The 14,948-nt window shown below is 30.8% G+C and carries 18 protein-coding genes; 12 read left to right on the top strand and 6 right to left on the bottom strand.

From position 1 onward, the window contains the following. Positions 1 to 3: 3 nt before the first annotated feature. Complete coding sequence (locus tag P0R33_RS23200) at positions 4 to 630, top strand: MCP four helix bundle domain-containing protein (RefSeq protein WP_276173463.1); 627 nt, start codon at positions 4 to 6, stop codon at positions 628 to 630. 204 nt (positions 631 to 834) lie between these two features. On the opposite strand, the gene P0R33_RS23195 is transcribed toward P0R33_RS23200, so the two are convergent. The 5 genes from P0R33_RS23195 to P0R33_RS23175 form a co-directional block, all read right to left on the bottom strand. Continuing rightward, positions 835 to 1,677, bottom strand: coding sequence for a DUF2911 domain-containing protein (locus tag P0R33_RS23195; protein WP_276173462.1), 843 nt, complete (start codon positions 1,675 to 1,677; stop codon positions 835 to 837). Positions 1,678 to 1,746: 69 nt separating this feature from the next. Next, a complete protein-coding gene (locus P0R33_RS23190; protein WP_276173461.1) occupies positions 1,747 to 2,409 on the bottom strand; it encodes an HAD family hydrolase in 663 nt (220 codons plus the stop codon). 122 nt (positions 2,410 to 2,531) lie between these two features. After that, on the bottom strand, positions 2,532 to 3,251 hold the full coding sequence (locus P0R33_RS23185; protein WP_276173460.1) for a tRNA threonylcarbamoyladenosine dehydratase: 720 nt from the start codon (positions 3,249 to 3,251) through the stop codon (positions 2,532 to 2,534). A 151-nt stretch (positions 3,252 to 3,402) separates the two neighbouring features. Next, on the bottom strand, positions 3,403 to 4,047 hold the full coding sequence (locus P0R33_RS23180; protein ID WP_276173459.1) for a TatD family hydrolase: 645 nt from the start codon (positions 4,045 to 4,047) through the stop codon (positions 3,403 to 3,405). After that, positions 4,047 to 4,646, bottom strand: a complete 600-nt coding sequence (locus tag P0R33_RS23175; protein WP_276173458.1) for a DUF1684 domain-containing protein — start codon at positions 4,644 to 4,646, stop codon at positions 4,047 to 4,049. The genes P0R33_RS23180 and P0R33_RS23175 overlap by 1 nt, the downstream gene beginning before the upstream one ends. 99 nt (positions 4,647 to 4,745) lie before the next feature. Between P0R33_RS23175 and P0R33_RS23170 the strand changes: the two genes are divergently transcribed. From P0R33_RS23170 to P0R33_RS23120, 11 genes are all read left to right on the top strand, one after another. Continuing rightward, positions 4,746 to 5,963 (top strand): MFS transporter, encoded by a 1,218-nt coding sequence (locus P0R33_RS23170; protein ID WP_276173457.1) that lies wholly within the window; start codon positions 4,746 to 4,748, stop codon positions 5,961 to 5,963. A 166-nt stretch (positions 5,964 to 6,129) separates the two neighbouring features. After that, positions 6,130 to 6,498, top strand: coding sequence for a BlaI/MecI/CopY family transcriptional regulator (locus tag P0R33_RS23165; protein ID WP_057119772.1), 369 nt, complete (start codon positions 6,130 to 6,132; stop codon positions 6,496 to 6,498). Between the two features lie 8 nt (positions 6,499 to 6,506). After that, the gene (locus tag P0R33_RS23160) at positions 6,507 to 8,078 is read left to right on the top strand and encodes a M56 family metallopeptidase (RefSeq protein WP_276173456.1); all 1,572 of its coding nucleotides are present in this window, start codon (positions 6,507 to 6,509) and stop codon (positions 8,076 to 8,078) included. A 36-nt stretch (positions 8,079 to 8,114) separates the two neighbouring features. Next, positions 8,115 to 8,750, top strand: a complete 636-nt coding sequence (locus P0R33_RS23155; protein ID WP_276173455.1) for a TonB-dependent receptor plug domain-containing protein — start codon at positions 8,115 to 8,117, stop codon at positions 8,748 to 8,750. A 21-nt stretch (positions 8,751 to 8,771) separates the two neighbouring features. Then, positions 8,772 to 9,140 (top strand): BlaI/MecI/CopY family transcriptional regulator, encoded by a 369-nt coding sequence (locus P0R33_RS23150; protein ID WP_276173454.1) that lies wholly within the window; start codon positions 8,772 to 8,774, stop codon positions 9,138 to 9,140. Positions 9,141 to 9,147: 7 nt separating this feature from the next. Continuing rightward, complete coding sequence (locus P0R33_RS23145; RefSeq protein WP_276173453.1) at positions 9,148 to 11,004, top strand: M56 family metallopeptidase; 1,857 nt, start codon at positions 9,148 to 9,150, stop codon at positions 11,002 to 11,004. Positions 11,005 to 11,093: 89 nt separating this feature from the next. Further along, entirely contained in the window at positions 11,094 to 12,527 is a 1,434-nt protein-coding gene (locus tag P0R33_RS23140; protein WP_276173452.1) for a serine hydrolase, read from the top strand. Positions 12,528 to 12,604: 77 nt separating this feature from the next. Further along, positions 12,605 to 12,748: an SsrA-binding protein gene (locus P0R33_RS23135; protein ID WP_276173451.1), complete on the top strand. Its 144-nt coding sequence runs from the start codon at positions 12,605 to 12,607 to the stop codon at positions 12,746 to 12,748. A gap of 1 nt (position 12,749) precedes the next feature. Further along, on the top strand, positions 12,750 to 12,983 hold the full coding sequence (locus tag P0R33_RS23130; protein ID WP_276173450.1) for a hypothetical protein: 234 nt from the start codon (positions 12,750 to 12,752) through the stop codon (positions 12,981 to 12,983). A gap of 71 nt (positions 12,984 to 13,054) precedes the next feature. Further along, the gene (locus P0R33_RS23125; protein ID WP_276173449.1) at positions 13,055 to 13,378 is read left to right on the top strand and encodes a peptidylprolyl isomerase; all 324 of its coding nucleotides are present in this window, start codon (positions 13,055 to 13,057) and stop codon (positions 13,376 to 13,378) included. A gap of 7 nt (positions 13,379 to 13,385) precedes the next feature. After that, positions 13,386 to 14,231: a DMT family transporter gene (locus tag P0R33_RS23120; RefSeq protein ID WP_276173448.1), complete on the top strand. Its 846-nt coding sequence runs from the start codon at positions 13,386 to 13,388 to the stop codon at positions 14,229 to 14,231. Between the two features lie 57 nt (positions 14,232 to 14,288). On the opposite strand, the gene P0R33_RS23115 is transcribed toward P0R33_RS23120, so the two are convergent. Then, positions 14,289 to 14,843, bottom strand: coding sequence for a fasciclin domain-containing protein (locus tag P0R33_RS23115; RefSeq protein ID WP_276173447.1), 555 nt, complete (start codon positions 14,841 to 14,843; stop codon positions 14,289 to 14,291). Positions 14,844 to 14,948 lie beyond the last annotated feature (105 nt).

Raw genomic sequence — 14,948 nt, 5'->3', positions numbered from 1 at the left:
ATTATGAAAGATCTTAAAAAGTACAGCAATAAAACCAAAGCCGCTTTTATTCTTTTGATCGTGATGCTTCTTATTTTATTGGGGAATTTTAATACGCTTTTGAATTCAAAAAATGTAAATGATAATATTAATGCAATTTACAAAGATCGTTTAGTTGTTGCGCATTACATTTTTCAGTATTCTAAACAGCTTCATTTTATAAAAGCTGAAGCAGAAAAACTTGATCTGAGTGATAATATCAAGAAAAACGAAATCATTCATACTCTAGATATTGTCCATAATATTGATGATTTGTACGCCAAAACTGTTTTAACGAATAAAGAAAAACAATATTTTGATGCTTTTTTAAGCTCGTGCAAAGAAATCAATAAACAGGTTGAAAATAAAGATTGGAATAAAATTGCTGTTTCAAGCGGGCAAGCTCTTAAAACTTTAGAATCTTTATCGCAAATTCAAATTGAAGAAGGAAAAGCAAAATTGGCTCTTGCCAATGCGATGTACAATAAAAATAATAGCATCGGGCAATTGCAGATTGCTTTACTTATTATTTTGGGCGGAATTACATTCTATCTCTTAATTAAAAAAATAAAGAAAACGGTTAAAATTCCTGAACCTCCAAGTATGAATTGATTTTAACCACAAACACGCAAGGAATTACGCAATCCCGATAGCTATCGGGAGCAAAGTTTTTTACACAAAGCTTTGCGAACTCTGCGTTTTCAAAAAATACTTTAATAAAAAACCTAGCGTGCTTTGCGGTTAAAAAACAGCAAAAAAAATTCCAAAACCCGAAAGCTTTGGAATTTGGAATTTTATAATTGAAAAATTAAAAACTTATCTGCTCCACTCAGCGATACTGTCTTTATTTAATTTTACGTAATCAGCATTGTTTGCTACTTCTGCAGCTGCTAAAGAAGCTTTTGCTGTTTCTACTGCACCTTTTTTATCTCCTTGTTTTGCTTGAATCAAAGATTTTAATCTTGTTACATAATAAGGTTTATCAGTACTCATATCCAATGCTTTATCAACATAAGTTCTAGATAATTCGATATTTCCGTTCGATTGAAATAAATATTGAGACGCTGCGTAATAATCATTCCATGATGGACCAGCTAACGTTTTATCAATACTTGCTATTGCAGTTTTTGCAGTTGGCACTTCAAATTTTAAAGCTACATGAGAATTTTCCCAAGCCATTTCTAAATAACCAAAATTCGGATCTAAACCGTTAATTCCGATTGTAAATGTTTCTACCGGAGTTGGCAGAGCATCTTCTTTTACAGTAGTTTTTAAAGCTACATAAGCTTCGCTCCAATTTTCTGGCAATCCCCAGTTATCTGTAGAAAGATAAAAAATAACATCCCAGCTTTCAATTCTTGGAACAGTATAAATTGCATATTTTCCTTTTTTCAATGTTTTACCGTCAATAATAACGTCATCACTGAAATTAATAATTGTATTTTCGTTTGCTCCAGTTCTCCACAATTTACCAAACGGAACCAAATTTCCGAAAACAGCTCTCCCTCTTGCTCCTGGTCTTGAGTAAGTAACTTCAACATCTGTTAAACCAACGGTTTGTTTTATATATCCTTTTGGACTTGCTTGCGGTGTTTTTACCTGTGCTTCTGATGCCAATGGTGCTAAAATTAAGGCAAATGCAATAAGTAGTTTTTTCATTTTCAGTGTTTTTTATTTTATTCAAATTTACAAATTCAAATAGCGAACAAATGTTAAATTTTATATAATTCAGGGCTTAAGTTGTGCTATTTTTTGAGCATTTAATTCGTTAAAATGATCTATAACTAAATCTGCCTCAGATAAATCTTGCAGGTTAGAATGTTCACTTTTATATCCTACACAATAGATTCCTGCTCCTTTTGCCGCTTTTATTCCGTTTGTACTATCTTCTATAATAATACATTCTTCTTTTGGAGCAATTGACAAAGAAGCAGCGTGAATAAATATAGCTGGATTTGGTTTTGATTGCGGAAAATCTTCACCGCTCACAATATGCGTAAAATATTGATGAAGATTAAATCTAGTGAAAACTCGATCTATAGTAACTTTTGAAGCTGAAGAAGCCAAAATCAACTGTATACCGTTGTGATACAAATCTTTAATTAAATCTTCAACTCCGTCTAAAAGATACAGATCTTCTTTGGTATCAAAAGCATCATTAAAAATCGTTCTTTTTCTTTGAATCAAATCTTCAACTTCTTGTTCTACAGATGGAAAATAATTCTTTAACGTCTGAAAAGTATTTCTAGTAGAAAAACCAGTAAATGAAGTATACATTTCTTCTGGCACTTCAATATTTAATTCTGAAAATTGTAAATAATAAGCGTAACGATGAACTGGCTCCGTGTCTACGATTACGCCGTCCATGTCAAAAATTACTGTTTTAATCATTTTTTTAAGGTTCTAAGGTTCTGAGGAACTGAGGTTCTAAGTATTTTATGTTTTGAGGTTTATTTTTCACAAAGATTCTAAGTACTCAAAGATAAACCTAAGTAACTTAGAATCTTAGAACCTTATTTTTCGTTCGAAATCAAATAACGAATTACAGTTTCTGCTGCATGAAGACCAAATAATCCTGGCATGTAACTATTTGTTCCATAGAAAGATTTTTTGTAATTTTTTCCATCAGTTAATTTTAGGCTTTTTTCATTTTGAATTTCTGATGAAAAAACTACTTTCAACTTATTGATTTTTACCGCTTTCAAACGCTTGCGAATTGTTTTAGAAAAATAACAATTAATTGTTTTAGAAATATCAGCAACTTTTACTTTTGATGCCAACATTTTTCCGCCAGCGCCCATACTGCTGATGATTTTTACTCTTTTGCGTTTTGCGGCAATAATCAAATTTAATTTTGGCGTAATACTATCAATACAGTCTAAAACATAGTCGAATTCAGGAGAAACTATTTCGAAAGCTCTTTCTGGAGAAAGAAATTCTTTAACTCGAGTAAGTTTTAATTCCGGATTAATATCCATTAAACGATCGCCAACAATCGTAATTTTTGGTTCTCCAACTGTTGAATGCAATGCCGGCAATTGACGGTTTATATTGGTAATATCCACAACATCTCCATCGACAATTGTCATATTTCCTACTCCTGCTCTCGCCAAAAATTCGGCTGCAAAAGATCCAACTCCTCCTAATCCTACAACTAAAACATTTGCTTTTTGTAAATTTTCTAATCCTTCTTTAGTAAACAAAAGCTCAGCTCTTTCTGTCCATTCTGCCATATTCTATATTTTGTTATTTTGTTCTTATTTTTTTTGTTTCAAGTTTCAGGTTTCAAGTTTCAAGTGTCAGGCTGAGCGAAGTCGAAGCCCGTTACTAATTGGAGCGCCCTTCGACTTCGATCAGGGTAACAAACTTTTAAATTAAATTTCTTTATTCAAACACACTTTTATAATTACTTGAAATAATACCTTTTAATTCTTTTATATCTAATTCTTTATATTCAGAAGCTAATTCATAAACTTGCTCAATTGTTTCTTCAATTGTGTCGGTTTCTAAGAAAAAACGATCATTTGGAATTACTTGAAAAACGGTTTTTAAATCTGGATTTTTCAATAAATATTTCCCAAATGAAAGATAAAAGCCGTCTTTAATTAATTGTTCTGCCAATTGTTTATTCTTCGAAAAACCATGAATAATCATCGGAACAGAAATTTTCATTTTTTTCTTAATAGCCGTAACTTCCTGAAAAGCGGCTACACAATGAATAACAACTGGTTTTTTGAATTTTTGTGCCAATTCTAATTGTCTTTCAAAAACAGAAATCTGCAATTCTAACGGAACTTCAATTCGTTTATCTAAACCACATTCGCCAATTGCCAAACAATTTTCAGTTTGTAATTTTTCTTCAATAATTTTCAAATCTTCATCAACTCGATTTTCATCAATATACCACGGATGAATTCCGATAGAATAAAACGAAATAGATCCATCAAAATCTTTTGGATATTGATTTACCAACTCTAAAACATCTGGCTGATTGGTAAAATGATGAGTATGAAAATTGAAAAATTCCATTAATGAAAATCTTTTACTCCTGCTTTAATTTCAATTTTCAAATCATTTTCTAGCGGTACAAGCGGACAAGAATATTCGTAATTATAAGCACAATACGGATTATACGCCTGATTAAAATCAATCGCAATTGTATTTCCTTTCGGAATTTGCAAATCTATATAACGACCTCCGATGTAACTTTGTTTTCCGCTTGTTAAATCGGAAAAAGGCAAAAACAGATAATTTTTATATTTTTCTTGTACTATAAGTTCTAAATTTTGATAAACGGCAAGCTTAAACGCTTTTCCATTAATTTTAAAATTTAAAGTACCGTATTTAACGTATTTTGAAGTATACTTTCCGCTCTCTTTCATTTCAAAAACTTTCCCGCCTTTTGCTTTTACTAAAGTTGCATTGACAAAATAAGTCTCAGAAATAGGATAAAATTCTAAGCTTTTAAAAGTTTTTAAATCTTTTGCCATTAACGGACTTGTCTTAGAATCAGCAAATTCTGAATTTATTTTCTTCTGAAATTTTAACACTTCATTTTTGCTAAACTTTTTTTGACCAAAGCCAAAACTAAAAACAAACAATAAAACTAGGGCGTAGATAGTTTTCATCTTAGAAATTTTATGCAAAAATAGTTCAAAAGTAACAAAACGACAACCACTTAAGCTGACAAAGTTTGCTAACTTTGTTGCGATAATCTATCACACAAAATGCTCAAAAACGCTTTTACCCACTACATTAATAATTTCAGAGGTTTTTCTAGAGAAATTTGGATTCTTGCCATTGTAACTTTTATCAATCGTGCCGGAACAATGGTATTGCCATTTTTATCCAAATATTTAAAAGAAGATCTTCATTTTTCATACAATCAAGTTGGATGGATTATGGTTGCCTTTGGTTTCGGTTCTATGTTGGGTTCATGGCTTGGCGGAAAACTTTCTGATAAAATCGGATTCTATAAAATAATGGTTTTCAGCTTATTCACTAGCGGCGTGTCACTTTTCTTTGTACAATATATAACACATTTCTGGTCGCTTTGTATTGCCATGTTTCTCTTAATGACTATTGCAGATATGTTCAGACCAGCCATGTTCGTGTCTTTGGGCGCTTATGCAAAACCCGAAAATAGAACTCGTGCTTTAACACTTGTTCGTTTGGCAGTAAATCTAGGTTTTGCAGCGGGTCCAGCTCTCGGCGGATTAATTATTATGGGAATGGGATATTCTGGTCTTTTCTGGGTTGATGGTTCTTCTTGTATTATTTCGATATTAATTTTCGCCTTTTTGGTAAAAGAAAAGAAAAAAGTAGTTTATGAAGATAAAGCAGAAAGTGCCGGAGATGTAAAATCAGTTTTTCATGACAAGATTTTCTGGGTTTTCTTATTTGTGAGTTTTATTACGGCTATGATTTTCTTTCAGCTTTTTACCACTTTACCTTTATATCATAATGAAAAATTTGGTTTAAGTGAATTCCAAACGGGATTATTAATGACGTTAAACGGACTTTTGATTTTTGCTTTAGAAATGCCAACAGTTGGCTTTTTAGAAAGAAAAGGTTTTGCTAAAATCAGAATTATTATTGTAGGCTCTTTTGTAATGGCTTCTAGTTTCTTTTTGCTTCTCATTAATTTTTGGGCAGGAATATTGGTTGTCAGCATGATTTGCATTTCTGTCGGCGAAGTTCTAACCTTTCCTTTTTCTAATGCTTTTGCCTTGAGCCGTGCACCACGCGGACAAGAAGGTCGCTACATGGCGCTTTATACCATGAGTTTTAGTTTAGCTCATATAATAAGTTCAAAAGTTGGTTTTGAAATTATTACCCGCTTGGGTTATCAGATCAACTGGTTATTTATGGCTTGCATTGGCGTAATTGCTACAGGATGTTGCATATGGATTAAAAATGCTTTAGTCACCGAAAAACCTCAATAGAAAAACTTTAACTTCTTAAAACGTTATAATTCAATTTATTACATTTAAATTTGAATGGCTTTTCTGTGACTTAAAATCAAATCAAACTTAATTTTTAGTTAAATAACTATTTTTATAGTTGTGTAACTAAAAAAATAGTTGTAGGTTTGAATTAAAATTAGAGAAGATGCAGAAGTTAACAAACAAAGAAGAAGAAATTATGATGATTTTATGGAAGCTTAAAAAAGCTTTTGTGAAAGAAATTCAAGCAGAAATTACTGAAGACCAACCACATTACAACACATTATCAACTATTGTTCGCAATTTGGAAGAAAAAGGATATGTTGGGCACAATGCTTTTGGAAACACACATCAATATTTTCCAATTGTTGCAATAGAAGATTACAGAAAAGGATTTATGAAAACTGCAATTGATAATTATTTCAACAGTTCTTATAAAAGCATGGTTTCTTTTTTTGCTAAAGAAGAGAAAATTTCAGCAGACGAATTGAGAGAAATTTTATCAATGATAGAAAATAAAAACGAAGAAAAATAATTTTGATTATGGAGGCAATTTTCATTTATATCGCTAAGTCGGGTTTCTTAATGCTTATGTTTTATTGCGCCTATTATTTTTTATTGCGTAAAGAAACTTTTTTCAATAGTAACAGATGGTTTTTATTATCTGGTTTAGTTGTATCTGCCGTATTACCTTTACTAACTTACACCAAAGTTGTATGGATTGAGTCGGCTCCAATTTTAAATAGCATTCAATCGAATGTAAATATTATAGAAAAAGAATCGCCCGAATTCAATTGGAATCAAATCATTTTGGGAATTTACGGAATCGGTTTTATTATTTTCATTATCAAATTGGCAATAGATTTTTATAGTCTAAATGCAATTATAAAAGGAAAAAAAATACAACAGCAAGCCGATTTTAAATTCATCGATATTAACGAAAACATTGCGCCTTTCTCCTATTTCGAATATATTGTTTACAATTCATCACTGTATACGGCTTCAGAATTAGAAAATATTATTGAACATGAAAAAGTTCATAGCGACCAGAATCATACCGTTGACGTTTTAGTTTCGAGATTTTTCAGTATTATTTTCTGGTTCAATCCTATTGTTTGGCTTTATAAAAAAGCAATCACACAAAATCTTGAATTTATTGCAGACAGCGAAGCTGCCAAAAAACTTTTAGATAAAAAAGCATATCAATACACGCTTCTAAAAATAACAACACACGAAAATTGTGTTGCAATCACCAATCATTTTTATCAATCATTAATCAAAAAACGAATCGTTATGTTAAACACAAATCAATCAAAAAAGAGAAATTCTTGGAAGTATTATGTTGTAATTCCAGCTCTTGCCGCTTTTGTTTTATTATTTCAAGTGGAAGTAGTTGCAAAAGAAAAATCGAAAATTGTAACTGACAAAGAGTCGAATATTGCATCTGTAGATGTTTTTAAAATCCGTAAAAATTCTACTGATTCAGAATTGAACGAAATAAAAAACAATTTGCAAAAAAATCATAACATTAAATTTGAAGTTTCTAATGTAAAAAGAAATTCTTCAAACCAGCTAACATCAATTTCAGTTGATGTAAAAAGAGGAAGCCAACAAGCAACATCTGTGCAATCTACTGACGGAGAAGCAATAAATGAATTTGGAGTTCTAGTAATCACGTATAAAAACGGAGATAAAAAAATCGGAATCCAAACAGAAGACAACTCTAAAAATAAAGAGCCTAAAAAAACAATTAGCAATAAACTGAAAACTAAAATAGAAAAAAATGCTAACACTAATTCTACTACTAGTACAAAAACTAACAGTGTTACTACTACAACTGTTAACACTGTTGTGATGACAAATACAGATGATAAGACATCTCCAAATGTAATTATTAGTTCTAAACCAACAATTGTCGTTTCTAATTCAGCTAAAGCGAAAATGAATCTGCAATTAATAGTTGTTGACGGAGTAGAAATGCCTTCTAATTTTGATGTTAATAGTATTAATCCAAAAAGTATTGAATCTATGAGTGTTTACAATGGAACTAATGCGACAGCAAAATATGGAGAAAAAGGTTCTCAAGGAGTAATTGAAATTGAGACTAAAGAATAATTCATTCATCAATCATTAATCAAAAAACGAATCATTATGTCAAACGCAAATCAATCAAAAAAGAAAAATTCTTGGGAGTATTATGCTGTAATTTCACTAATCGCAGCTTTTGTATTATTCTTATTTCAAATGGAAGTAATTGCAAAAGAAAGACCGCAATTTATAGCTGAAAACGACTCGAATATTGAATCTGTTGATGTTTTTAAAATCTGTAAAACTTCTACTGATGCGCAATTGAACGAAATCAAAAACAATTTACAGAAAAAACATAAAGTAAAATTTGAAGTTTCTGATGTAAAAAGAAATGCATCAAATGAGTTAACCTCAATTGTCGTTGATATTAAAAAAGGAAAACAGAACGCGAAATCTATTCAAAATTCTGAAAATCAAACTATAAACGAATTCGGTGTCGTTGTTATAACTTATAAAAATGGAGATTCAAAAATTGGAATTCAAACAATTGATGAATCTAAAGATAAAAACTCCACAAAAAACAAACTTGGAAATCAATTAATTGTTGTTGATGGAGAAGAAATGCCAAGCAATTTTAACTATGAAAGCATAGATGTAAAAATTATTGAGTCTGTCAATGTTTTAAAAGGAATTGAGGCAATTGGAAAATATGGAGATAAGGGTACAAATGGCGTAATTGAAATCGAAACTCGTAAATAAACGATTTAAATAAATAAAAAAATGCAAAAACTAACCAATAAAGAAGAAGAAATCATGCACATTTTATGGAAGCTAAAAAAGGCTTTTGTAAAAGAAATTCAAGCAGAGATTTTAGAAGATCAGCCACATTACAACACCTTGTCAACTATAGTGCGTAATTTGGAAGACAAAGGTTATGTTGCACACAATGCTTTTGGAAACACACATCAATATTATCCGGCTGTAAGTATCGAAGATTACCGAAAAGGTTTTATGAACACTGCAATTGATAATTATTTCAATAGTTCTTACAAAAGCATGGTTTCTTTTTTTGCTAAGGAAGAAAAAATTTCGGCTGACGAATTACGAGAAATCTTAGACATGATCGAAAATCCAAAAGAAAGTAAATAAGAATAGTATGGAAGCACTTTTTATTTTTATCTTAAAATCAAGCGGACTTTTAGCAACATTTTATTTTGCTTACATTTTTTTACTTCGTAAAGAGACATTTTTTAATAGCAGCCGTTGGTTTTTATTAGCGGGACTAATCACTTCTTTGGTTTTACCTTTTGTGGTTTACACTAAAGTAATTTTGGTTGAAGCACCGCCAGAACCAATTGCAATTCCAACAATTGAAAGAACTGAAGTAAAAAATATTCCAATCTCTAATCAAGATTTTGCAGTTTACACACCAAAGTATACTCAAAATGTGTCTACGGTTGAAAAAGAAAGTCTTGAAATAAATTGGAATTTAGTTCTGCTTGCTGTTTACGGAATTGGTTTCATCGCTTTTATGATAAAATTCGCTCTTGATTTTTATAGTTTGAATGCTGTTCTGAAAGGAAAAAAAATAGAACAGCAAGAAGATTTTAAAATTATCGACGTAAATGAAAACATCGCTCCTTTTTCCTATTTCGATTATATTGTGTACAATTCATCACTATATACGGCTGCCGAATTAGAAAATATTTTGGAGCATGAAAAAGTGCACAGCGACCAAAACCATACTATTGATGTTTTGATTTCGAGAATCTTTTGTATTCTGTTTTGGTTTAATCCAATTGTCTGGCTTTATAAAAAAGCCATTTTACAAAATCTTGAATTTATTGCAGATTATGAAGCTTCTAAAAAAATTACCGACAAAAAAGCATATCAATACACACTTTTAAAAATTACAACGCACGATACATGCGTTGCTATCACCAATCATTTTTATCAATCATTAATCAAAAAACGAATTGTCATGTTAAACAAGAATCAATCAAACAAAAGGAATTATTGGAAATATTATGCTGTAATTCCGGCATTGGGCGCATTTGTTCTTTTATTTCAAATTAAAACTATTGCACAAGAGAAAAAAGAGAATTTAGCAGTTGTTCAAAAAGACACTATTAAAGAAGAACAAGAAATTATTAAAATTACAAAAAACACTACGGATCAAGAATTGAAGGATCTTACTTCAAAATTAAAAACTAATCATAATCTTGATGTTGAAGTTTCTGATGTAAAAAGAAATTCTGATAAAGAATTGACAGCTATCCAAATTCAAACAAAATCTGAATCTGGAAAAAAACAAACCATTAAAATTGATGGAAACAAAGCAATAAAAGATTGCGAGATTGCAATTGGCACTGATGAAAACGGAACTAAAGCTATTGTAATTAATGCTGATAAAAATATGAAAGCGCCAATTATAATTAGAAATGAAAGGGTTGTTGTGCGTAACTATGGAGATTCAGACCTAACGCCTCCTACTCCACCAACGCCTCCAGCTTTTCCTTCTGGGCCAATGCCTACAGCTCCAGCTGTAGATATGTCAAAAATGCCGAAACCACCTGTTCCTCCAAAAAATCCAAAAGACAAAGTTGCTATGAGCAAATTTGAAAAAGAAATGGAAGAGTTTGAGAAAAAAATGGAAGCTTTTGAACCTGACATGTCTGCTTATGAAAAACAAGTTGAAGCTATTATGTCTCAAAGAGAAGCTATCTATGAGAAGGAAATGGCTAAATATGAGCTAGCAATGGAAAAGTTCAATGAAAAAATGGAGAAGTTCAATTACAATTATAATTACAAATTTAATTTTGGAGGTGATTCTGGCGAATACGAGAACAACATGAAGCAATACGAGCAAGACATGAAACAATATGAACTTGATATGAAGCAACATGCAAAAGATATGAAACAACATGCTAAAGACATGAAGCAGCATGAGAAAGATATGAAACAGCATGAAAAAGATATGAAGGAAATGGAAAGACAAAACAAAAAAGCTTAATTATACTTTATTCTATATTTTAAAAACCAGTGTTATGCGCTGGTTTTTTTCAGTTTTAAACTTTACTTGATTTTTAAAATTGCTCAAAAATGAAAACAAATCTTTCAATACTGCTTCTCTTTTTTACGCTTTCAATTCTGGCACAACAAAGCGCAATCGAAAAAAATATTCTTATATCGATGGACAAAACAGCGTCGATATTAATGCAAAATTCAAAAGCAAATTCAATTTCGATTGGTGTTGTCAAAAACGGAAAAACATATACAAGACATTATGGCGAAATTGATAAAGGAAAAGAAAACATTGCCAATAATAATACGGTATTTGAAGTAGCTTCGATAACTAAATTATTTACGGGATTACTGGCAGCTCAAGCGGTTTTAGAAGGAAAACTAAATCCTGATGAAGACATCAGAAAATATCTAAATGGCAATTATCCAAATTTAGAATATAATGGAACTCCAATTACGATTAAAGATTTAGTATCTTTTAGAACTGGTTTTGATAAAGATCTCCCTGATACAAGCGAATTAAGAAAAAATCGTAACGACAGCAGTTATCTTGCCTTTAAGAAAATCGACGAATCTTATACTCAAGAAAATTTCTTCGAAGATCTCAAAACAATTAAGTTAGATACTTTGCCTGGCACAAAATTTAAGTATAGCAATGGAAGTCTAAATTTGACTGCTCATATTCTAGAAAATGTCTATCAGAAAAGTTACGAAACGCTATTAAAAGAAAATATTTTTTCTAAACTTGGCATGACTTCGACAGGAATAAATTTAAGTTCAAATGTTGTAGTTGCAAATGGTTATAATTTAAAAGGAATTTTAATGCCAAGCATTTCTGATAATCTTTGGGGCGCAGCTGGTCGTTTAAAATCTACTTTAAGTGATCTTACCAAATTTATTGCTTATGAATTAAATACAAAGAACAAAATAGTTCAAGAATCACAGCGAAATCTCTTAAACAGTTCGACAACTTGGAACGGTTATTTCTGGGATTATATTCAAGTTGATGAAAATGGCAAAAATTGTTGGAAACACGGTGGTGCATTTGGCACTCAAAATATGCTGGTTATTTATCCCGAATGTCAATTAGGACTTTCTATAATTGTAAATATTAGTGACGAAAACACAGCAAATGCTTTAGGTGAAGCAATTGTAAAACTTTCTAATGATTTATTGAGCGAAAACAAAAAGCAATCTGGAATTTACGGTTATAAAATAATTGGCGATAAAGTAGTTTTTACTTACGAACATGATAAAACTTTAAGTTCAGATTTGATAAAAAGTGTTTCCATTGCGGGCTCATTTGACAATTGGAATCCAAATGATAAAGATTATCAAATGATTAGAAAAAACAAAAACACTTTCGAATTGTCAATTCCAAAATCACAATTTGAAAAAGACAAAACCCATCTTTTTAAATTCGTGATTAATAAAACCGGATGGATGGAAGCTCCGAAAAACGCCATCAACAGACAAACAGACGGAGATGAAAATTTGATTCTTAAATTTTAAAAGACCTTAATTGCACATAAAGACTTTGATTAAAACACAAGGTCTTTTTTTTATATCTTTGAATAAACAAATCTGCTATGTATAAATTTCTTGCTAAATTAAATAAATTACTATTGCCAAGTTTTACCAAACAAGGATTGGATATTTCGAAAGCTAAAAAATGGCAAATGGCTATTATTGGATATAGAGCTTATGTAACCAAAAGAGCATTAGACAATTAAAATGATTTTAATTAAAAACTTAACTAAAAATATGCAGTATTTTTTAACTGTCGTATTTTTCTTGATTTGCTCTAATTCTTTTTCTCAAAAAATTGAAGACCAAATAAAAGCTATTAATACTATTGAAGAAGCCACAAGTTTTATTGAAAGCAATGAAAATGTTATGGCTGAAGTTTGGACAATAGTTCCAAAAATAGATAAAGCGAACCTTATAGAATATTTCAGAATAAAATAAAAGGTGATATTTTTTCTGATGAAAATAATATTTATAAAGTTATTGATTTAAAAAATATAACCGCATTACGAGTGAGTTATATCTTTTTAGATGGAAATAAGATGTCTCTAAAATCAATAAACGAGCTTCGCAAAAAAATTTTAGGACAGTATAAAAAAGGCGCTTCATTTGCAGATTTAGCAAATAAATACAGCATGGATTCAAGTAAAGATGGAGATTTAAATTGGTTTACTGAAGGTACAATGGTAAAAAAATTTGAAACTGAAATCAAAAATCATAATCTAAATGATGTTTTTACAATTGACTTAGACAATGAAAAGTGGTACTATGTTACGCTGAAAACTTTTCAAGATCAAAAAGTTGAAGAATTAACCATCTTAAAAATAAAAATCTAGGTTTTTAATGAAAAACAAAGAAATTAACCTTCCTCCTGTTCCGGCAGTATTATTAGCAATTATTAGTGTACAATGTGGCGCAGCGATCGCCAAAACATTATTTCCTACAATTGGAGCAGCTGGAACGGCATCATTACGAATTGGTATTTCGGCATTAATTTTACTTTTAGCTTATAGACCAAATTTAAAAGAAGTAACTAAAGAACAATGGAAAATTGTAATTCCGTATGGATTGTCTTTAGGAGCGATGAATTTAATTTTTTATTTCGCTATAGAAAGAATTCCTATTGGTTTAGCCGTTACTTTAGAATTTGTTGGTCCGCTGTTATTAGCAATTGCAGGTTCAAAACGATTAGTAGATTATTGCTGGGTTTTGCTAGCAGCAATAGGAATTTTGCTTATTGCACCTTGGACAAACGGTCGATTAGATCCGATTGGTATATTATGTGCACTTTTAGCAGGAGCGTTTTGGACCGCTTATATTGTTTTAGGTGGGAAAATTTCAAAAATAATGAACGATGGCCAAGCCGTAACAATCGGAATGTTATTTGCTGCTAGTTTAGTTTTACCTTTCGGTCTTCTAGAAACAGGATTGTCACATCTAACTCCAAAGCTTTTCGGAATGGGTGTCGCCCTTGCGCTTTTATCTAGTGCAATTCCTTTTACTTTAGAAATGAAAGCTTTAGGACAACTTCCTCCTCGTACTTTTAGTATTTTAATGAGTTTAGAACCAGCTGCCGCTTCTATTTGTGCTTTTATATTTCTACAAGAAAATTTAAGCATTTATGAAATTTTAGCTGTTGTATGTGTTGTTGTGGCTTCTGCTGGCAGTACTTTAACAGCTAAAAAGTAAAAAGTCCTGCAATAATTGCAGAACTTTTTTCAATCGTAGGTTATGTTTTGGAGATAATTATTTCTTTGGTAACAATACCGCGTTCACAACATGAATAACACCATTTGATTGGTTAACATCTGCAATAGTTACTTTAGATTTATTACCATTTTCGTCAGTAATATATAAATCTTTTCCTTGCATCCAAGCTGTTAGAGTACCACCATTTACTGCTTTAATTGCTGCTTTACCTTTTCCGTCTTTTATTGCTTTTGCAATATCAGCAGAGCTCCACTTTCCAGAAACAACATGATAAGTCAAAATGTTTTGAAGCATTTTTTTGTTTTCAGGTTTAAGTAATGTTTCCACTGTTCCCTTTGGCAATTTGTCAAAAGCCGCATTAGTTGGAGCAAAAACAGTAAACGGTCCTTTTCCTTTTAAAGTTTCTACTAAATCTGCCGCTTTTACTGCTGCAACCAAAGTTGTGTGATCTTTTGAGTTAACAGCATTTTCAATAATATTTTTATTTGGATACATTGCAGCTCCGCCAACCATTACAGTTTTTTGAGCGAATGATGTAAATCCGAATGCTAAGACTAAAGTTACTGAGGCTAAAAATTTTCTAGTTTTCATAATTAATATTTTAAGTTATAAAGTCATTTACGCTGATATATTTGTTTTGGTTTTAATAAAAATGAAAATAATTATAAAGAATATTCAAAAATTCTCAATTTGTAT

The organism is Flavobacterium sp. YJ01 (assembly GCF_029320955.1).
In the GTDB taxonomy this organism is placed as follows: Bacteria; Bacteroidota; Bacteroidia; order Flavobacteriales; family Flavobacteriaceae; genus Flavobacterium.
The sequence above is the reverse complement of the archived record's forward strand: the minus strand, read 5'-3'. Positions and strand labels throughout refer to the sequence as shown.